Origin of the sequence: Flavobacterium aestuarii (assembly GCF_040049115.1) — a bacterium.
GTDB classification, from domain to species: Bacteria; Bacteroidota; Bacteroidia; order Flavobacteriales; family Flavobacteriaceae; genus Flavobacterium; species Flavobacterium aestuarii.
Genome location: NZ_JBDLZZ010000007.1, coordinates 89,700 through 110,871, shown reverse-complemented (window position 1 = coordinate 110,871; position 21,172 = coordinate 89,700). Strand labels below are relative to the sequence as shown.

The following is a 21,172-nucleotide window of genomic DNA, read 5'->3' as shown; positions in this document are numbered from 1 at the left end:
TCTACTTTTTTTAAAGACATAAATTTTACCAGCTGCAAAGCATATACTTTTACTTTTTCGGAAACAATAAATTTCAAACATTGTTATGACATAGTCATCGTTACATTTAAAAGCAATCAATGTTTTTAAAATAAATCGATTTCGTAAAACGATCTTAAACAACAACAAATTTTATTTATATGAAACAGTTACTTTATGCAGCTTTAATTTATCTGGTGGCATTGCAATCCAGCCATTCACAGCAGCTGAAATCTCCCAATGGCAATTTCAGTATGGAATTTTCGTTACAAAATGACGGAACGCCAAGCTATAGTTTAACATACAAAAGCAAAACAGTAATAAAGCCAAGCAAATTAGGACTTGAGCTTAAAAATGATAAAAAGTCACTGCTGAATGACTTTACTTTAATCGACAGTAAAACCACTTCGTTTGACGAAACCTGGAAACCCGTTTGGGGAGAAGTGGCAACAATTCGAAATCAATACAACGAACTTGCGGTAACACTTAATCAAAAAGAAACTGATAGGCAGATTATTATCCGCTTTCGATTATTTAATGATGGTTTAGGCTTCCGCTATGAATTTCCAACACAAAAAAATCTGGTTTATTTTGTGATAAAAGAAGAACGGACACAATTTGCAATGACTGGAGACCACACCGCTTTTTGGATACCAGGCGATTATGATACACAGGAATATGATTATACTACATCGAAGTTATCTGAAATAAGAGGTTTGACCGAAAAGGCAAAAACTGCAAACTTATCTCAAACTTCTTTTTCACCAACTGGAGTACAGACCTCGCTTATGCTGAAGTCAAATGATGGCTTGTACATAAATCTGCATGAAGCTGCACTGATCAATTATTCCTGCATGCATCTTAATCTGGACGATAAAAACATGATATTCGAATCTTGGCTCACGCCAGACGAAAAAGGAGTCAAAGGTTATATTCAAGCTCCATCGCACTCGCCTTGGCGAACCATTATTGCCAGCGATGATGCAAGAGACATTTTATCTTCAAAAATGACTCTGAACTTGAATGATCCTTCCAAAATTGAAGACACTTCATGGATCAAGCCTGTTAAGTATGTTGGTGTCTGGTGGGAAATGATCACTGGAAAAAGCTCATGGTCATATACTGATGAATTTCCTGCTGTGCAGTTAGGTGTTACCGATTTTTCTAAATCAAAGCCAAATGCTACGCATGGCGCTAACAATGCCAACGTAAAAAAATATATTGATTTTGCAGCCACAAATGGTTTTGACGCAGTGTTAGTTGAAGGCTGGAACCAAGGCTGGGAAGACTGGTTTGGCCATTACAAAGACTACGTTTTTGATTTTGTGACCCCTTACCCTGATTTTGATGTAAAAGAATTGCATGAATATGCAAAATCCAAAGGCGTAAAAATAATTATGCACCATGAAACCTCTGGGTCTGTTCGCAATTATGAGCGCCATATGGACAAAGCATACCAATTCATGAAAGACAATGGATATGATGCTGTAAAAAGCGGCTACGTGGGCGATATAATTTCTAATGGTAACAACCATTACAACCAATTTATGATTAATCATTATCAATATGCTATAGAAAAAGCAGCCGATTATAAAATTATGCTGAATGCTCACGAAGCAGTCCGTCCAACAGGAATTTGCAGGACATATCCAAATTTAATTGGCAATGAAGCAGCAAGAGGAACAGAATACCAGGCTTTTGGAGGCTCAAAACCAAACCATGTAACGCTTCTGCCTTTTACCCGATTGATTGGAGGCCCAATGGATTATACGCCAGGGATTTTCGAAATGGATATCAGTAAAATAAATCCAAATAATAAATCGCATGTAAATAGCACAATTGCCAATCAATTAGCATTATATGTTACGCTTTACAGCCCTTTGCAAATGGCTGCCGATCTTCCAGAAAACTATAATAAATTTTCGGACGCTTTTCAGTTTATCAAAGATGTCGCAATAGACTGGAGCGAAAGCAATTATCTGGAAGCAGAACCTGGCCAATACATAACTGTTGCCCGAAAAGCTAAGGGGACAAATAACTGGTTTATTGGAAACGTTAACGGTTATGAACCACGCACATCAAACATTAATTTTTCTTTCTTGGAAAAAGGAAAAAAATATATAGCAACAATTTATGCTGATGGGAAGGATGCAGATTACAAAACAAATCCCCAGGCATACACTGTTCGAAAAATAGAAGTAACCAATAAATCCAAACTCTCACAACTGAGCACAGCTGGAGGCGGTTATGCGATAAGCATTATCGAAAACAAGAAGTAATATTTAATCTAAAAACCAATAAAAAATTAAGACCCATTAAGTAACAATTCTTAATGGGGCTTAATTTTTTATCGGTTAAAATCTTATTGTTTTTCTCCAAAAATCTTAATGTCATCGACCATAAAAGCGCCATTTAAGGTCTTGTTTTTACCAGAACCAATGTATTTAAATGCGATGTGAATATTTTCTGTGTAAGGAGATAAATCTATTCCGCCAGAACTGATGAATGTGCGGGAAGGCGATGACAATGAAGCTACTTTTGCCGTTAGCTTTGTCCATTTAGCCTTAGAAATACTCGCTCCGTCAAAATTGTCCGAGATATATATTTCCAGCGTATTGAGAGGAGAATCGAGTTTTAAATCATGCTGTGCGCTTCGAAAAGACAGTACAGCATTTTTATAATCTTTCAGATTAATTTTTGGAGAAATCAGCCAGGCAATATTCTCGGCAGCAGTGGTACTTGTAGTGTTAAATTCGGCGTAGCCATTCCCGTTATAAACCATGCTTTTCCATAATTTGGAGGCTTTTTCGACAACATTGCTCCACCCTGGCAACGCAAAATTCACATTGTTCTTTACAGACTGAAAGTCCTCGGCAAAAAAAGGAATACTTCTGTTTCCATTCATTGCAACATCTTTTTCTGTTCTTGCCATTAATTGATAATCAGTACCAAATTTTGTCAGGACTCCACGGATTGTACCACTTCCTTCGGGCACCAAATGATCTGCAAAATCTGCATAACCGCTCGTCCTGAAAATAATCTGATTGCCAGTTTTATCCCGCAGATTCCAGTTTGTCGCTCCGCCAACATCATTGGTTTCTTCATAATAATGGCGTCCTAGTGCCGATTCTGTAAATGATACCTCTTTCAATTCGATTAATGTATTAATTTTAGCATCGTTCAAAGCTTCTTCGATAGTAAGCTGCTTTACCAATTGGCTCTCCTCAATTACTGTGCAGGAAGCATTCAGTACTTTTTTATAATCGTTTTGAGAAATCCGGCCTACACCGCCTTCATTATAACTATTGACAAAAATATCACCAATGCGCAGACCTCCATAATAAATATCAGTATATTGGTTTTTCATTTTTATATAGACTTTATTGCCCAATCTAAAATCGATGTAAGTATTTGAAGCATCTACGGGTACACTAAAACCCGTCGCCGGAGCTGTTGCTGTCGCCAATGTCTGGAACGAAATGGTCTTAAAAAAATTCCCGCCTTCATCACTGGAAACCACATAGGCTTCGATAATATCATCGTATTTATATTGTGTCACTATAGAACTTGTTACAGCACGTACTTCTTCAGCCGTGCGGTTTACTTTTAGTTCAGGCTGATTACACGTTAATTCTGGAACACTAAATTCCTCAGCACAGCTGCTTACAACTATTAAAAACCCTAATAAAACAATAGTAATTTTTAACTTCATAATTATTTGCTTAAAATTTATAAATTGATGTACAGGTTTACGAAATAGGTTCTCCCATAACCGTAAAAATATCTGTTGCCAAAATTGGGTGTCCCGCTGGAAACATCCTGATTGAGCTGCCTGAAATTAGCATTCCTCGCTTGTTCGTATCCTCCTGTTTTATATTTCAAATCCAGAACATTATTTAAAGTTGCAAAAAGCCCGACATTCCTGCCCTTTATTTTCCAAGATTTTCCTCCCGAAATATTTAATAGAGTTATAGGTTCAAATTTTTCCTGCGTCAATAATTCGCGCGCTCTTTCCTCTGAAGCCTCGGGAAAATTGAAACCGCTTGCTGGATTTTTATAAAATGTATCGGTTCTTGAAATAGGCGAAATATCTATAAAACTTTCAGCCAGATAATTGATATTGGCACCAATCCACCAATATTTTGGATCTCGATATTCAATTCCTAATGAAACTGCCTGCTGTGGCATTCCCGCCTGATGATAATTTTTCAAGGTCGAAGTTCCAAAATCAAATACTGGATTCGGATTTTCTTCAGTGGCTTGGGCGTCATTGGTTATAGTAACATTTGGATCGCTGGCATAAGTATATTGACCGTAGGCTAGCGAAAAATTAGTCATCAATGTTGGACTTAATTGGTATTGAAAACTAATCTCGGCACCAAGATTTCTTTTGTCCAAATGTGTTAAAGTCTGGCTTACAAAAGCATCGGTATTGGCATAACCAGCTCCATCATCAAAAATTCCTTCGGCATAAAAGAAAGACGTTTGTGTGCAATTTTTAATACTGGCGTAAAAAAGGCTCAGACGAGTCTGCCACTTTGGAGTACGATAAAAGTAACTTATATCCAGACTGTTAATGGTCTCACTTTGTAAATCATCAACAACCGAATTATTCAATCTCGAATTCGGAAATGTATTTCTGATTGTCGGCGGATTCGAAAGATACGCTCCGTTACAATTCAATTGCTGTCTTCCCGAAATTTTAAATAAAACACCACCTTTGAAACCAAAATTATCAAAATGAACTTTCCTGCTTTTGCCAAAAGAATTGGCTGGATAAATTCCGTTTTGATACAAACCCTCTCTTTGATAATTAGAGCTTATAAAGTTTTGTGCCAGGTAAAAATCAACTTTGTCGTAAGTGAATTTAAAGTTGGTAAAAAGGTTTAAAGTATTTGCCAGATAATTGAAGTTGTAACCGTAAATATCACCTTCAGCAACTTGCCTATTAGGATGATTCAAATCGGACTGTGCTTGATCTCCATTGTAAAACACATCAATATCATCAAAATACAAACCTCCCAATAAATCGGTCAATTGCTGGTAGTTATGTGATTTCAAATTACTGAAATAACCGCCAGCTGTCAAGAAAAGGTTATCGCTTATCTGATTATTGAAGATTGAATTGGCTGAAATCATCTGATCATCAGTATGATCTTCATACAAAACATAATGGCTTTTACTTGGAGTATATCCAATCACATTGCCATTTCCATCTAAAACCGGCGACTGATTGGCATAATACAAAGCATCCCAATCGATTTGATTATTGGCTAAAAACTGTTCTTTGCTTTTGTCTGCTTCTTCATAATCAGGAGTGAATGCTCCCGAAAATTCCCCATTATCAGGAGCATACATTGAAGAGTAATAGCTTGGCATCTTTCTATAATAAGTTGGATCTGGGCTATTCGCATTTTGGTAATCAATATTGCTGTTTGTGATTTTACCAAATTGATATGTTACGCTGGAATTCAGGCTCGACGACTCATTTATATTAAAAAAATGATTCAGCATCAAGACAGGTTCTTCGATGGTTTTTATTCTGGCATTTCTTTTTTTGCCATCCTGAAAGCCCCAGTAGGAATTATATTTTTCGCTCGTTAATTCGGTAACTTCGGCGGTATTGGGAGAATTCTTGGCTCTGGAATTGGGTGTGTAGAATCCAGAGAAATTCAAGGAATGCTGATCGTTTATTTTCTTTTCGACACTAATAAAACCAGCTATTGCATTATAATTTGTCCCATCAAAATACGCTTCTTCAGCCCAGCGCGTACCAGCCGAAACTACAAATGCCCAGCCTTTGGCATTCATTCCTGACGCATACGTTCCCGTCATTCGCCAAGAATAATTGGTATTTGTTCCAGAAAAGGAAAGTACAGTGCCTGGCCTGTAGATAGATGCCCGGGTATTGATCTGCTGAGTTCCCAAAATACCGCCAAAAGCATAATCCGATGGGAAAGAGCCAATTGTGAATTCCTGATTCCGAACGGCATTATTGAGTCCACTCCAATCGCCCCACTGCGGACGGCCGTCAAAGAGTTTATTCATCGTCACGCCATTAATGGTTGTCGTGGCATATTGACTGTCTAATCCACGTATTCTAAAACGGGCTTGTCCCCAATTGAATGCGGCTGCCTGCTGAAAAGCATCCCTGGAAGACTGCAAAAGTCCCGAAGTGCTTTCGGAACCGCTATTATCATCGCTTAAATCGCTTTCAAGAAGTGTAATCAAGCCTGTCTGCTGTTCTGCCAATTGATTGTCATCCATCGGAATAACTCCCAAATCAAGCATTTGACCTTTAGTAATTACAATTGAAAGTATAATATCTTTAAAGCCCTGGCTGTGTAAAAGCAATAATTGATTTCCCTCTGCAACAGCATAAAAACTAAAAATACCATCGCTCGAAGTGAGCTGCATCAGCTGAGTGTTTTCAATCGAAACAACTGCATTCTCTAGTGGCTTTTGAGTTTTGGTGTCAATGATTTTTCCTTTGACGCCCGTTGGTTTTTGGGCAAAAGCAAAAGTTACTTTCCATAAAAAAAGCATTCCTAACAAAAATTTCCGCATACCTATTTTTTACAAACAAAATGGAATTAGCCATGACAGAGCACAGAAAAATCCAAAGATTAAATTCGTTTTAAAAGGATAAAAAGTGTTTTGGAAAATAAAGTGGCATTTTGAATATCAATCAAATAGAAAAAGTTTGATTAAAACCCAAAACAAACATAGGAAAAAAACTATTTAAAAAAAGAGGCAAAAACTTATATTTTGTGATTATTCGTTTATCACCTTAATACGCTCCACCATAAAAGCGATAAGGATACCAAAAATTCCAATAAACGCAAAAGAAAAGCGCAAACTTGAAAGTTCGGCGATATGGCCAATAACTGGAGGCCCCATCAAAAATCCAAGAAAACTCACGCTCGAAACAGTTGTCAAAGCTTCGCCAGTTGGAATTGTTGGATGTTTGCCTGCTATACTATATAAAGTAGGAACTACGGTTGAAACTCCTAATCCGATAACCATAAAAGCAAGCATCGAAGGGATTATATACGGAAAAGCAACCGCCGTAAAGAAACCTGATGAAATCATAATTCCACTGATCTGCATTACTTTTTTTCGCCCATATTTATTTATTAATTTGTCACCAAAAAAACGGCCGCTGGCCATCATAATCATAAACGAAGTGTAGCCAAGAATGATCAGTGCACCAGGCGCTTTGACAATGTCTTTAAAGAAAACACCGCTCCAATCAAACATAATTCCTTCGCTGGCCATACTGCAAAAACCAATAACGCCAAGCGAAACTAGAGCTTGATCTGGTTTTCGGAATCCTTTTTTCTTTTCGGGTTTTACGGTTTCTTTGGCTTTAATTAATAATTTGTAGTTCAGAATAATCAGCAAAAATGCAACTCCCGCAACAATTAAAAAATGAGTATAAGTAGTTAATTCTAACGCTAACATTCCTAAACCTGCCAACGCTCCAGTAAATCCCGCCAAACTCCACATTCCGTGAAATGACGACATAATGGTTCTCCTAAAAAGACCCTCGGTATAAATACCCTGAGTATTTACCGAAATGTTTGTCAAGTTGCCCGAAAGCCCAAAAACGTATAATCCGAGTGCTAATTGCCAAGCATTCTGGGCCAAACCTAAATTGGTTAAACTAATAGCATACATAGAGATTGCCAAAGGCAAAACACGATGGCTCCCAAAACGAGTTACTAACTTACCCGAAAAATACATCATTGTTAATTGCCCAACTGGCAAGGCAAAAAGAATGCTTCCCAACTGCCCATCTGTGAGATGCAAAGCAGCTTTTATAGTTGGTATTCGGCTTGCCCAGGTAGCAAAACACAATCCCATTGCAAAATAAAACATCGCAACTGCCAAGCGAATCCTAAGCAGATAGGACGCTTTAGCATCACGATAGTTTTTCTTGTATTTCCCTTTGGCTTTATACCAGCCTATAAAATTAAAATATTGCAAGTTTGTCGCTCTTTAAAAATGTAATGCAAAGATACTAAATGAATTTGTTTAAAGTCATTTCTACTATTTGTGACCAAAATTATAAGTCTATTACTTTTTTCTGTTCACAACTTTGAATCGAAGCTTCAATAATCTGCATTACACGAGTTCCATCCTGCGCTGATACAGGCTCTGGCGAGTCATTAACAATAGACTGATAAACACCATCAAAATAATCATAATAATTCCCTTGAAGTGTCGGCACTTTTTTCTTGATGATTTCGCCATCAATTTCGGTGTGCAAAAAGCCTTCCAATTCTTTTAGTTCAGTACCCCAGGAATCAAGGTTTGGCTTTTTGCCCAACTTTAATTCGTCTTCCTGCACATCACCACGATGTTTCAGGAAAGAACCTTTTTTGCCATGAATAACATAAGCAGGATTAGCTTCTCTTACAAAAAAACCAGCTTTTAAACGCACCCTGAAATCTGGATAAAACAGCAGAATATCAATCCAATCATCTACCAGAGAATTTTCTCTGGTTATTCTGATATCAGCAAAAACACTTTGAGGAAACCCAAATAAATACAGTGCCTGATCAATGATATGCGGTCCTAAGTCCTTTAAAATTCCAGCTCCTGCATTGGCAGTTTCTTTATGCGCTTTCGGACTCAAAACTGGATTGTAACGGTCAAAATGAAACTCTGCTTCTACTAATTCTCCAAGTACTTTACTCGAAACAATCTGCTTTACAGTTTTTAAATCACTGTCCCATCTTCGGTTTTGAAATACCGAAAGTTTTAAACCTTTTTCTTTGGCCAAATCTGCCAATTCCTGAGCTTCGGCAACAGTGGTGGTAAATGCTTTTTCGACTAATGCGTGCTTACCGGCAAGTAAGACTTGTTTTGCATATTCAAAATGAGTTCCTACGGGTGTATTTACAATAATTAAATCCACATCGCTTTGAAGCACTTCTTCAAGCGTGGCAAAACTTTTTACATTGGGATAATCCAATTGGATTAATTGTTTGCTTCTTTCCCAAGATCCAACCAATTCAAATCCTTCATGTAATTCTAAAAATGGTGCATGGAAAACTTTTCCAGACATCCCGTATGATAATAGTGTTGTTTTTATTTTTTGCATATTGTTTGTTTTAAAGACTAACACGAATTGCACGAATTAGCACGAACTTTGGTACTAATTTAAGCTTTCAAATAATTCGTGAAAATTAGTGTAATTAGTGTTTATAATTTTGCCCGTTCGTATTGTTTCGGCCATTGGACATCGACTCCTAATTCGTGTGCAAAAGTTAATCCTAAATTTGGATTTCTAAGCGATTCTCTTGCAAATAAAACAATATCTGCCTTACTACTTACCACAATATCTTCAGCATGTTGCGAAGTGGTAATCAAACCAACGGCTCCTGTCAAAATTCCTGTTTCTTTTTTTATTTGCTCTGCAAAAGGAACTTGGTATCCTGACCTCAACGGAATTTTCTGGTGAGACACCAATCCGCCTGAAGATACATCTATTAAATCGACTCCTTTTTCTTTTAAGATTTTGGACAATTCAACTGATTCTTCAACATTCCATCCTCCTTCTGCCCAGTCGGTGGCGGAAATTCTCACTAGTAGCGGAAATTCTTTTGGCCATTCGGATTGTACTGCCTGTAGAATTTCGAGTGTAAATCGGATTCGGTTTTCAAAACTGCCTCCGTATTCATCAGTTCTTAAATTTGTTAAAGGTGATAAAAACTGGTGCAGTAAGTAACCGTGTGCTCCGTGAATTTCCAATACCTGATAACCTGCAACGACAGCTCTTCGGGCTGCCAGTTTGAAATCGTTGATCACTTTTTGAATTCCTGCCGTGTCTAAGGCTGTTGGCACTTGTTCATTGTCGTGATAGCTGATAGCGCTTGGCGCAAAAGTTTCCCACCCGCCTTGGTTTTGTGCTAATTTTTTGTTGCCGTACCAAGGTGATGAAACGCTGGCTTTTCTTCCGGCGTGAGCTAATTGAATTCCCGGAACGGAACCCTGACCGATAATAAATTTGGTGATTTTTTTCAGTTTTTTGATGTGATCATCACTCCACAAACCTAGATCGGAGGGAGAAATTCTGGCTTCTGGGGAAACGGCTGTGGCTTCCTGAATGATTAAGCCCGATCCGCCTGTGGCACGGCTTCCAAGATGCACTAAGTGCCAATTGTTGGCAAAACCCTCTTCGGCGGAATATTGGCACATTGGGGATATTGCGATTCGATTTTTGAGCGTGATGCTTTTTATCTGTAGTGGAGAAAATAATTGTGATGTCATAAATGAAATGATAGTTAGTACTTTAAACCTGATTGATTGTAATTGTATATGCTGGCAAAAAGGCACTATGTTTGTCTTTAGCCCCGATCGAAGTGGAAATCCTTTTTATTTTTTCTTTAAAAATAAAAAGATTGCAACGAAGAGCGGGAGCCATTATTCCTAAAATGCCAAATCTTTATGCTCCTAAAAAATATAGAAGCCCAGCTGTAACAAAGTTATCCCACTAACGCCAAATTAAAAATGAAAAACACATTAATTAACAAAGTTTTAAAGCGATACCAAGAAATATTGCGTAATTAATAAAATAGAAAACAGTACTTTTGTCCGTCATTAAAGAACCGAAAAATACAAAATGGAAATAATTATCAAGCTTTCTCAATTTTTATTGAGCTTATCATTACTTATTATACTTCACGAATTAGGGCATTTTATCCCTGCAAAATTATTCAAAACCAGAGTCGAGAAATTTTATTTGTTTTTTGATGTTAAATATTCACTTCTAAAAAAGAAAATTGGGGAGACTGAATATGGTATTGGCTGGTTGCCACTTGGTGGTTATGTAAAAATATCAGGAATGATTGACGAAAGTATGGACAAGGAGCAAATGGCTTTACCGTCGCAACCTTGGGAATTTCGTTCGAAACCGGCTTGGCAACGTTTGATTATTATGTTGGGTGGTGTTACTGTAAACTTTATTTTGGCTTTCATTATATATATTGGAATGGCCTTTGTTTATGGGGATTCTTATATTGCAAATGCTGACATGAAAGACGGTCTTTTGATCGAGAATAAAGCAATGATTGATGCCGGATTCAAATCTGGAGACAAAATAATAGCTGTTGACGGAGAAAAAGTTATCCGTTTTGACAAAGAGATTAATGGTAAAGTTATCGTAGCCAAAGAAGTTACCATTGAAAGAAATGGTGTTGAGCAAACTATAAAAATGCCTCACGATTTTGTTGATCAATTGTCTAAAGTGGAAAAAGAGCCATTGGCTACTATCCGAATTCCGTTTGTTATTGGAAAAATTGCTGATGAATCTACTAATAAGGATTTAAAAGTAAAAGACATTCTGGTTTCATTGAATGGACAGCCAACAAAATACTTGGATCAGGCCAAAGTAATTTTGCAGGAGAACAAAAACAAAACGATTCCAGCAGTAGTTTTGAGAGATCAAAAACAGGTTACTGTAAATGTTAAAGTAAATAATGATGGTAAATTAGGCGTTAACCTTGGCGGATTAGATCTTGAATCTTTAGAGAAATTAGGCTATTATAAAATTACGCACCAAAACTACAGTTTCTTTGAATCTATCCCTTTTGGAATCGAAAAAGGTAAAGATCAATTAGTGGGTTACGGAAAACAATTAAAAATGATTTTCAATCCTGAAACCAAAGCCTACAAACAAGTGGGTGGATTTCACGCGATTTACAACATTTTTCCAAGTTCCTGGAGCTGGGAAGTTTTCTGGAGTATTACAGCAATTTTATCAATTATGCTTGGTGTGATGAACTTATTGCCTATTCCGGCACTTGACGGTGGTCACGTAATGTTTTTATTATTTGAAATGGTGAGCGGTAAAAAACCAAGTGACAAATTCCTTGAAAATGCCCAAATGGTTGGTTTTGTACTCCTTATCTCATTGCTTTTGTTTGCTAATGGGAATGACATTTACAAAGCAATTACAGGCAAATAAAAATATTTAAAAAAAGAGTGAAAATATTTTTGGAGAATTAAAAATTCGACTATATTTGCACTCGCTAAAAAGAGCAACAACTTCCTCCTTAGCTCAGTTGGTTAGAGCATCTGACTGTTAATCAGAGGGTCCTTGGTTCGAGCCCAAGAGGGGGAGCAACTTTTTTTAGCAAACATACATACCTTTAAGGTGATTCCTCCTTAGCTCAGCTGGTTAGAGCATCTGACTGTTAATCAGAGGGTCCTTGGTTCGAGCCCAAGAGGGGGAGCAAAATCCTAATCAGCAATGATTAGGATTTTTTGTTTCTAACCAGTTACTTCTTCATGGATTTGATTGATTCCGGAAAGCTGTGATAAACTATTTGCTGTCAAGCAGGGCTCTTATTACCGATAAGCATGCATTCAGATCATTATTTATTTCATTAGTCCAAAAACGAAGGACTGTCCATCCATGCTCCGTAAGGAATTTATTTACTTCTATATCCCTTTCCATATTCCGGATGATTTTTTTATGCCAGTATTCAGCATTTGTTTGCGGTTTTTTCTTTGTTTCCCAATCTTTGCCATGAAAAAACTCACTGTCTACAAAAATTGCCAGCTTTTGTTTTTTGAACGTAATGTCTGGTTTGCCAAAAACGGTTCTGTTATTTTTGCGATAGCGGTACCCCAAATGCCAGAGCGCTTTCTGAATCCTTATTTCAGGTTTTGTACCTGTTCCTTTTATAGCGCTCATGTTTTTGGAACGCTGCTCTGGAGTCATGCAATCCATTTTGAAAAGTTTTATTGTTCATTAAAATTACGATAACATCTATAAAATAAATTTCAAGATATTGATGTAACATTTCAACATTAACATATCGCTGTAAACAAAATTTTCAACACTGATTTTTCTTTGTAGCATAACAATTTTTATTTCTGAATTATTATCGAAATCAGCTATTAATACAAAGTTTAAAAAAAATTACACCAATAAAAATGGTATCAATAAAAAAAAGACAGCCCAAAAAACAATTTCACATAAATTAAAAAATTATCACAATTAAGTTGATTTCAGTGATAATAATTTAATAATTTAGCCATTATCAAAGCTTTAAAAACATTTAAGCATAATAAAAACAAAACAATAAGATATCGAAAAAATTAAATGCTGAGAATTCAATTCTCTTTTAAAATAAATCAGAAAATGAAAAAGCGTAAATCAAGTAAAGAATATAATAGCTCAAAATTTGCCTTCTTACCCGAGAATGTGTTAGAACATTTAAATAATGTAAAAATTATTGAGGCAGATAAAACTACAGTAAAAGAAGAAATTATTAGTACTAGTGAGCCTAAGACCATTATTTTTGACCCAATGGCAGATCCCTTTGATGGTTCAATTATAGAAATAAAACAAAGTCTTAAAAAAGCGAAATAAAACTTCGTCAACAACAAAACATGCAATTCTAATTTTGACACAATAACTTCTGTATTATGAAAACAATTATAAAAAACGAAGTCAACGGCAAAATGCCTGGTATTGAATCACATAGAATAATCACTACGACTACAAACCATTTAAACAAAAGGACAATTCAAGCTGCATTTCATACTCCGATTATAGAATCTATAATCGAAACCATAGTCGAGCCAATTATTTATAAATGCTAATAATGTCTTTTAAAAATCAAATTTAAGCTGAACCACGATAGTTTTCTTGATTTCGGTATTCAAATTGCTTAATGAAATTCCCAGAAGGCGCACCGAATCTTTCATTCGGTCTTGGTACAGCAGCTCTTTTACGGTTTCTAAAATCAAAGATTTCTCAGCAATGAAATAAGGCATTGTCTTGCTTCTGGTTTGCTGGGTAAAATCACTGTATTTGATTTTAAGAGTAATTGTTTTTCCTGAAACTTGATGCTTTTTTAAACGGCGCTCCAATTCTATTGCTATTTTTTCGAGTTTTTCCAGCATGAATATTTCGGAAGAAAGATTGCTGTCAAAAGTATATTCAGCAGCTACCGATTTAGCTATCCGATTGGATTTCACTTCACTATTGTGAATGCCTCGCACCACATTATAATAGAAACCACCCGATTTGCCAAAATGCTTTTCGAGAAAATCTAAAGGTCTGTTTTTAAGATCCAGACCAGTAAAAATTCCAAGCTGGAACATTTTTTCGGCCGTAACTTTCCCTACTCCATAGAATTTCTGAATAGGCAATTGCTCCAGGAAAGCAATCACTTCATCTGGATTGACCGTTTTCTGTCCATTAGGCTTATTATAATCACTGGCAATTTTTGCAACAAATTTGTTGACAGATATTCCTGCTGAAGCGGTTAATCCCACTTCATTAAAAATCCGCAATCTAATTTCCTGCGCCAATAACGTAGCGCTTGGGTTTCCTTTTTTATTTTTGGTGACATCCAAATAAGCTTCGTCAAGCGATAGTGGCTCTACTAAATCGGTGTAATCTCGGAAAATCTTATGTATTTTTTTGGAAATTTCTTTATAACGGTCAAAACGCGGTTTTACAAAAATCAGTTCAGGGCAATTTTTTTTTGCCAAAACACCGCTGATCGCACTGCGGACACCAAATTTTCTTGCTTCATAACTTGCTGCCGAAACCACTCCTCTATTCTCTGCACCACCTACTGCTATTGGTTTTCCCCGCAATTCGGGATTATCCATTTGCTCCACCGAAGCATAAAACGCATCCATGTCGATGTGTATAATTTTTCTATATGGAATTGAATCGGGCATATCACAAATTTAGAAACGTTTTAACTCAAATGGAATGATTAACTGTTAAAAAATAAATGAATATCTTTGATACTTATCAAACAAAAACTTCTGAAATTTATTAAAAATGATAGAAATAGAAAGAAAATTTCTAGTTGTCTCGAATAGATTCAAAGCCGAAGCTTTTACTCAGAACCGAATAAAACAAGGCTATTTAAGTTCAGTACCCGAAAGAACCGTAAGGGTTCGGATAAAAGGCAACAAAGGCTTTTTGACCATAAAAGGAATTTCAAGCGAATCGGGTCTGTCCCGTTTTGAGTGGGAAAAAGAAATTCCTGCAGATGAAGCTGAAAACTTACTGCTTTTATGCGAAACTGGGGTAATTGACAAAACAAGATTCGAAGTCAGATCTGGCGGGCACATTATCGAAATCGATGAATTTTATGGCGAAAACGAGGGGCTGATCATGGCCGAAGTTGAACTGCAATCCGAAACCGAAACTTTTGAAAAACCTATTTGGCTTGGCGAAGAAGTAACCAACGATAAAAGATTTTATAATGCTTATCTAAGCAGTAATCCGTTTAAAAACTGGTAATTTACTTTCGTAATTCTTCGATTTTAACAATTACGGCGCCACTTCTTTTGTTGGAAGTAATTTCCATAAAAGCTTTTTTACTCAAATCGATTTCTCTTCCTCTGGCAAAAGGACCACGGTCGATAACTTCAACGATTACGGATGCTCCATTAGCCTCATTTGTAATTCTGAGTTTGGTGCCAAAAGGAAGCTTTCTATGAGCAGCCGTTAATTTAGTATTGTCGAACCTCTTGCCGCTGGCCGTCTTTTTTCCATTAAATTTATCATGGTAATAAGAGGCGTGAGCGTTCTTTTTAAATAATACAAATTTTCCAGTTTCAACAATTACAGTATCTGGGGCGATAGCAGCTGGTTCTATAACTTTTTCTGCAACTTTTGCAGTTTTTTTTACAGTGTCTTTATTAATGGAAAATTTTTTGCTGTTAATAATTGTACTTTGACCGCTTACTATGCCAACGGTGGCTAGTAAAAATAAAAGTGTGATTATTTTTTTCATTTATAGTTTATTAGGTGAAACTTTTTGAACTGCAAAAAATATAGTAAAAAAAAGTCCTTTTCAGGACTTTTAAAATAGGTTAGAACCACAAGGCCCAAGGAATCCGGCTTAATATAAGCACAAGACCTAAACCGTAAAATATTGCAAAACCTTTAAATTTTGATTCACTGGTTAATGCTTTTTTGTGTTTTGACCAGCCAATAGTAATCAAAGCAATAGCGATCAGATTAATTAATGGATGCTCTAATGAAGTTAAACGCAATGCTTTATCTGACATTTGCCCTAAAGAGCTTAATCCTAAAGGAGATACAAAATACAAAATCAAACCAATTAGTAATTGAACATGCACTCCAATTAATCCAAATAAAGCAATTTTTTTGTCTTTTGAAGTAAATTCTTTTTTGGAAGACATTCCTATAATTGCATTTAAAACTGCTATAACTAAAACTAACAGTGCAACATAGGCCCAAACACAATGAATTTTTTGTAAAATAGTATACATAAAAAGTTTTTTAATTTAAACAAATATAACAAAAAAGAGCATAAAAAAACGGCATATAACTAAAAGTCAATGCCGTTTTTTAATTTATATAGATTCTAAAATATTAGAAATCGTAACGCAAAGTGAAGTTATAAGTTCTTCCAAATCCGAAGAAAACCTGGTTATTAACTGCTATGCCTTTATAGGTTTTTTGGGCAGGGAAATCTTCAGCAAAAAAGTTTGTTTTTGCTTCAGCGATATATATTTCATCAAAAACATTATTCACGTTCAATCTGAAATTTACTGATTTATTTTTTTTAGCACCTACTAACATTTTGTATGAGAATCCAGCGTCAACCAATCCATAAGAAGGTAATTCTAAAGACCCTCTGTTATTAGCTGCTGTAAAATTATTAGGAGAAATTGCTGCATATAAATTATCATTGTAATTATAGTTAGCATCCAAAGTAACTCTAGTCAATACTTCATAAGACGCACCGATAGAAGCTGTCATTTGAGCAGCATCACCCACTTTAACCTTATCTAAGTACAGAAGACCATTACTCAATTCAACATTGCTGTTATTGTATAACGTTGCATTAGCATTTCCACTGTATTCCCAGTTTCCAAAAGAGAACATTCCGTTTACTCTAAATCTGTCAGTAACTCTGGCAGTTCCCTCAAATTCAGCACCCATGTGAGTTTCGTTAAGTCCTGTATAATCATAATAACCTCCAGGATTGCCAGTTGTATTAGGATCATTTGTTCTTAAATTTCTATCTTTCCAAGTAGTGTAATATAAATTCACATTGGCAGTAAAAATTCCAGAACGGAAACCATATCCTGCTTCAGCAGCTGTAATTTTTTCATTCACTAAATACGGATTAACTAAGGAAGCATTTCCTGGATACACTGCATTAAAGAATGGCTGCTTTGAATAAAATCCTCCATTAACAAAAACATTATGATGCTCATTAATGTTATAGTTTACTCCCCCTTTTACATTACCTCCAAGAATATTTTCATAATCTGTAGAAGAAAGCGGGTCTGTCGTTTTGTATTTAAAATAATCAACCCTTTTGAAACCTTGTTGAGAAACAGCTCCTTGAATAAATGCTGTCAAGTTATCTTTTGAATATTCCAACTGAGTAAATACTCCATACCAATTTACTTTTCCATCATTATTAAAATTGATTTTATCTCCATCTTTAGCATTAGCAAATGGATTTCCAGATGGCTTAGTTGTATAAGTATTCGTTAAAACTCGATTTGGGTTATTCACGTCAAAATTATCAAAATATACATCTGCACCCAATAAATTATTTAAATTTTGATAGTGAATTCCTGTATATGTTCTTGCATCAAGACCTAAATCCCAAGTAAGGTTTTCTGTGAATTTTTTGTTGAAATTAATTACACCACCATACCAGTCATGAGAATTGATTGATGAAATTTGTGAAATACCTGAAGTAGTATTGTAAACATAATTAGGTGCACTACCAGTTCTACCTGTACTTGAGCTGTTTTGATAATTACCATTAATTTCGGTTCTTGTTCTATTCTCTCCATCAACAAAAACAGATGTTTGTCCAGAGTTATAGGCGTAAATCTTATCATAATCAACCAAACCATCAACAGTTCTAAATGCACTAGCTGTATAAGTTTGCCCTCTAACACCTCCTGCTCCTCTTGATCCTCCTCCACGACCCCAAGAACCGTAAATTACTGTAGATAAACTTGTAGTTTCGTTAATTTTATAATCCCAGTTAATAGATCCAACTGGTTTGTGGTAGTAGTTTCTAACCATGTTGAATTTTTCACCATTCAAATAACCCCAATCAGAGTTGTATTTTATGTTTGGCTCACCATCAACACCATACTGTTGATATTGAGCAATTGTAATATTTGAACTTCTTTGGTCGTGCCATTGTGGCGCACCTGTAAAAGTAAATTGAATATCGTGTTTGTTATTTTTGGTAGAATATCCTAAAGCGATAAAATAATTATCTCCAACAAACTCAGTTCCATCTACATAACCATCACCCATAGTGTGGCTGTATAAAACAGATGCAGAAAGACCATTTTCTAATTTTCCTGTAGAATATGAAGCTTGAGTTTTCAAGTAATTAGCATTACCGAAAGAAGAACTAACTGATCCTCCTTCTTTACGATCTGAAGTTTTAGTAATAACATTAATTGTTCCTCCAACAGAAGCAATTGCTAATTTTGAAGATCCTAAACCTCTTTGTACCTGCATTGCAGAAGTTACGTCAGACAATCCAGCCCAGTTACTCCAATATACAGCACTCGTTTCCATATCATTTACCGGCATACCGTTAATCATAACAGCAATATTCTTTTGATCAAAACCACGGATGTTCACTCTTGAATCTCCAAAACCTCCACCTGCTTTTGTAGCATATACAGAAGGTGTGTTTTTTAAGATTTCTGGAAATTCCTGAGTTCCTAATTTTTCCTGAATTTCAGCTGATTTGATTGTTGAAACAGCAACAGGTGTTTTTCTGTCTTTTGCAACGTCTACAACAGATGATTTTACAACTATCTCACTTAATTCATTAGAATTTGCAATTAAAACAATTCTGCCTAAATTTGCAGTTCCATTAGAAATCGTAAAATCAATAGTCTGGCTGGCATAACCAATGTAAGATATAATTAATTGCCCAGAGTCCGTGTTCGATTCAATGGTGAATTTACCATCAAAACCAGTTGAAACACTAGCTGATGTACCTTTAATAGCAATGTTTGCTCCAGGTAATGTACTTTGTCCATCTGTAATAGTTCCTGTAATTTTTCCTTGTGAAAATACTGTAGAAACCATTAAAAACAGTAATCCAGAGAGTAACCAATTTTTCATTGTTTTCATTCTTGTTAGTTTAAATATTTTTGGCAAAATTATAACAATTAAACGAATAAATGTTAACAATGCTTTAAGAAAATGCATCTTTTACTATACGTGCATAGTAAATAAGCATATATATATTTATTAATTAATATTTTTATTTTTTATTATTATTTAAGCGAAAATAATAAGAATATGGCAGCTTAAAATTCATTAGAAATCATTTTGATTTGAATAATTTAAAAAAAAACTCTTTTTAAATCTATAAAAAAAGCCCTGATTTTCAAAAATCAGGGCTTTTTTATCATTAGTGTTACACTTTTCGACCTACTTGTTTTCTAAAAAATGATTCAATAAAAATTGAGTAGAACTGTCGTGATTTTGAACTTTTTTAGCATTAATTTCATCTAATATCGAATTAGCCAGCTGTTTTCCAAGTTCAACTCCCCACTGGTCAAAACTAAAGATATTCCAGATAAAACCTTGCACAAAAATTTTATGTTCGTACATGGCAATCAAAGACCCTAATGATTTTGGCGTCAATTTTTGAATCAAAATAGTATTGGTTGGCTTATTTCCAGAAAACACTTTAAAAGGCAAAAGTACGCTTGCTTTTTCAGCACTTAGGCCTTGCTTATCAAATTCTGCCTGCACCTGCTCTGCCGATTTACCATTCATTAAAGCTTCAGTCTGGGCAAAAAAGTTCGACATTAATTTGTCATGATGATTATCATCTCCATATAAAGGTTTTACAAATCCGATAAAATCTGTAGGAATCAATTTTGTCCCCTGATGAATCAACTGAAAGAAAGCATGCTGTGCATTTGTACCTGGTTCGCCCCAAATGATAGTTCCTGTTTCATAATTTACCGGTTTACCGTCACGCCCTACACTTTTACCATTACTTTCCATTGTTCCCTGCTGTAAGTAAGGTGCTAATTTTTGCAGATATTGGGTATACGGTATTAAAGCTTCGCTTTCAGCACCAAAGAAATTATTATACCAAACGCTCAACAAAGCTAACGCCACTGGTATATTTTTGTCAAAATCGGCTGTCTTAAAATGTTCGTCCATTTCATTAGCACCAGTTAACAAATCATTGAAGTTATCGAATCCAACTGCCAAGCTAATAGAAAGACCTACAGCACTCCATAATGAAAAACGGCCTCCAACCCAGTCCCACATAGGAAATACGTTTTCAGGATTGATTCCAAACTCAGTTACTTTTTGAATATTAGTAGAAACAGCAACAAAATGTTTAGCCACATCTTCCTGAGTAGCTGATTTTAAAAACCAGGCTTTGATAGTTTCTGAGTTAGTTAAAGTTTCCTGAGTAGTAAATGTTTTAGAAACAATTACAAATAAAGTAGTTTCAGGATTTAATTTTTTGATGATTTCATTCACGTGATCGCCATCAACATTGGAAGCAAAATGTACGTTTAAATGATTTTTATAGTATTGCAAAGCTTCGACAGCCATAACTGGTCCTAAATCCGATCCGCCAATACCTATATTAACAACATCTGTAAATGGTTTTCCTGTATAACCTGTTCTCTGTCCCGAAGTAATTTCGTTTGTAAATGCTTTTACTTTATTCTTTACTTCATATACTTCTGGCATTACATTTACACCATCTACATTGATTTCTGCCGATTCTTTGGCACGCAAAGCAGTATGCAAAACAGCTCTGCCTTCGGTCTGATTAATAATTGCTCCGCCAAAATAATCTGCAATAGCGTTTTTCAGACCCGTTTCGTCCGCTAATTCAAGCAGCAGGTTAATAGTTTCCTGATTAATCCTGTTTTTAGAGTAATCAACTAAAAAATCGTTCCATTTTAAATGAAACTTTTCTGTTCTTGATGGATCAGCTTGAAACATTGCTGCCATTGAAGCATTTTGAATTTCAGTATAGTGTGCCTGCAGTTTTTTCCAGGCAGAAGTTTCGGTTGGGTTTATTGTATTTAAAGCCATTTTATTCTTGTTTTTTATGTTGTGCAAATTTACTGAATAAAGTTTGAATGGACTAAAATC

16 protein-coding genes and 2 tRNA genes are annotated in these 21,172 nt (G+C 35.6%); 7 read left to right on the top strand and 11 right to left on the bottom strand.

The window, feature by feature from the left end; genetic code table 11:
- The first annotated feature begins 179 nt into the window (after nt 1-179).
- On the top strand, nt 180-2,297 hold the full coding sequence (locus tag ABEG11_RS09520) for a glycoside hydrolase family 97 protein (RefSeq protein ID WP_348823937.1): 2,118 nt from the start codon (nt 180-182) through the stop codon (nt 2,295-2,297).
- An 83-nt stretch (nt 2,298-2,380) separates the two neighbouring features.
- Here ABEG11_RS09520 and ABEG11_RS09515 read toward each other — a convergent pair whose 3' ends face one another.
- The 5 genes from ABEG11_RS09515 to ABEG11_RS09495 form a co-directional block, all read right to left on the bottom strand.
- Nucleotides 2,381-3,730 carry a DUF5689 domain-containing protein gene (locus ABEG11_RS09515; RefSeq protein ID WP_348823936.1) on the bottom strand — a complete coding sequence of 450 codons (1,350 nt, stop codon included), beginning with the start codon at nt 3,728-3,730 and terminating at the stop codon, nt 2,381-2,383.
- A gap of 17 nt (nt 3,731-3,747) precedes the next feature.
- Entirely contained in the window at nt 3,748-6,585 is a 2,838-nt protein-coding gene (locus ABEG11_RS09510) for a carboxypeptidase-like regulatory domain-containing protein (RefSeq protein ID WP_348823935.1), read from the bottom strand.
- Nucleotides 6,586-6,792: 207 nt separating this feature from the next.
- Nucleotides 6,793-8,007, bottom strand: coding sequence for an MFS transporter (locus ABEG11_RS09505; RefSeq protein WP_348823934.1), 1,215 nt, complete (start codon nt 8,005-8,007; stop codon nt 6,793-6,795).
- A gap of 79 nt (nt 8,008-8,086) precedes the next feature.
- On the bottom strand, nt 8,087-9,127 hold the full coding sequence (locus tag ABEG11_RS09500; protein WP_348823933.1) for a Gfo/Idh/MocA family oxidoreductase: 1,041 nt from the start codon (nt 9,125-9,127) through the stop codon (nt 8,087-8,089).
- Nucleotides 9,128-9,228: 101 nt separating this feature from the next.
- Nucleotides 9,229-10,296 (bottom strand): NADH:flavin oxidoreductase/NADH oxidase, encoded by a 1,068-nt coding sequence (locus tag ABEG11_RS09495; RefSeq protein ID WP_348823932.1) that lies wholly within the window; start codon nt 10,294-10,296, stop codon nt 9,229-9,231.
- 352 nt (nt 10,297-10,648) lie between these two features.
- Here ABEG11_RS09495 and rseP point away from each other — a divergent pair, with 352 nt between their 5' ends.
- The 3 genes from rseP (at nt 10,649) to ABEG11_RS09480 (ending at nt 12,260) form a co-directional block, all read left to right on the top strand.
- Nucleotides 10,649-11,992 (top strand): RIP metalloprotease RseP, encoded by a 1,344-nt coding sequence (gene rseP / locus ABEG11_RS09490; RefSeq protein WP_348823931.1) that lies wholly within the window; start codon nt 10,649-10,651, stop codon nt 11,990-11,992.
- Nucleotides 11,993-12,074: 82 nt separating this feature from the next.
- A tRNA-Asn gene (locus tag ABEG11_RS09485) sits at nt 12,075-12,148 on the top strand.
- A 38-nt stretch (nt 12,149-12,186) separates the two neighbouring features.
- Nucleotides 12,187-12,260, top strand: a tRNA-Asn gene (locus tag ABEG11_RS09480).
- An 89-nt stretch (nt 12,261-12,349) separates the two neighbouring features.
- On the opposite strand, the gene ABEG11_RS09475 is transcribed toward ABEG11_RS09480, so the two are convergent.
- Nucleotides 12,350-12,760: a very short patch repair endonuclease gene (locus ABEG11_RS09475; RefSeq protein WP_348823930.1), complete on the bottom strand. Its 411-nt coding sequence runs from the start codon at nt 12,758-12,760 to the stop codon at nt 12,350-12,352.
- A 414-nt stretch (nt 12,761-13,174) separates the two neighbouring features.
- On the opposite strand from ABEG11_RS09475, the gene ABEG11_RS09470 reads away from it, so the two are divergent.
- Nucleotides 13,175-13,405, top strand: coding sequence for a hypothetical protein (locus ABEG11_RS09470; protein WP_348823929.1), 231 nt, complete (start codon nt 13,175-13,177; stop codon nt 13,403-13,405).
- A 56-nt stretch (nt 13,406-13,461) separates the two neighbouring features.
- A complete protein-coding gene (locus tag ABEG11_RS09465; RefSeq protein WP_348823928.1) occupies nt 13,462-13,638 on the top strand; it encodes a hypothetical protein in 177 nt (58 codons plus the stop codon).
- A gap of 9 nt (nt 13,639-13,647) precedes the next feature.
- Here ABEG11_RS09465 and dinB read toward each other — a convergent pair whose 3' ends face one another.
- Entirely contained in the window at nt 13,648-14,730 is a 1,083-nt protein-coding gene (gene dinB / locus ABEG11_RS09460; RefSeq protein ID WP_348823927.1) for a DNA polymerase IV, read from the bottom strand.
- 106 nt (nt 14,731-14,836) lie between these two features.
- On the opposite strand from dinB, the gene ABEG11_RS09455 reads away from it, so the two are divergent.
- Complete coding sequence (locus ABEG11_RS09455) at nt 14,837-15,304, top strand: CYTH domain-containing protein (RefSeq protein WP_348823926.1); 468 nt, start codon at nt 14,837-14,839, stop codon at nt 15,302-15,304.
- A gap of 1 nt (nt 15,305) precedes the next feature.
- Here the strand turns inward: ABEG11_RS09455 and ABEG11_RS09450 are convergent, their stop codons facing one another.
- The 4 genes from ABEG11_RS09450 to pgi all read right to left on the bottom strand — a co-directional run bounded on the left by ABEG11_RS09450 (nt 15,306) and on the right by pgi (nt 21,112).
- Nucleotides 15,306-15,800 (bottom strand): septal ring lytic transglycosylase RlpA family protein, encoded by a 495-nt coding sequence (locus tag ABEG11_RS09450; RefSeq protein ID WP_348823925.1) that lies wholly within the window; start codon nt 15,798-15,800, stop codon nt 15,306-15,308.
- A 79-nt stretch (nt 15,801-15,879) separates the two neighbouring features.
- The gene (locus tag ABEG11_RS09445) at nt 15,880-16,302 is read right to left on the bottom strand and encodes a hypothetical protein (protein WP_348823924.1); all 423 of its coding nucleotides are present in this window, start codon (nt 16,300-16,302) and stop codon (nt 15,880-15,882) included.
- Nucleotides 16,303-16,405: 103 nt separating this feature from the next.
- Nucleotides 16,406-19,165 carry a TonB-dependent receptor gene (locus ABEG11_RS09440; protein WP_348823923.1) on the bottom strand — a complete coding sequence of 920 codons (2,760 nt, stop codon included), beginning with the start codon at nt 19,163-19,165 and terminating at the stop codon, nt 16,406-16,408.
- A 303-nt stretch (nt 19,166-19,468) separates the two neighbouring features.
- A complete protein-coding gene (pgi, locus tag ABEG11_RS09435; RefSeq protein WP_348823922.1) occupies nt 19,469-21,112 on the bottom strand; it encodes a glucose-6-phosphate isomerase in 1,644 nt (547 codons plus the stop codon).
- Nucleotides 21,113-21,172 lie beyond the last annotated feature (60 nt).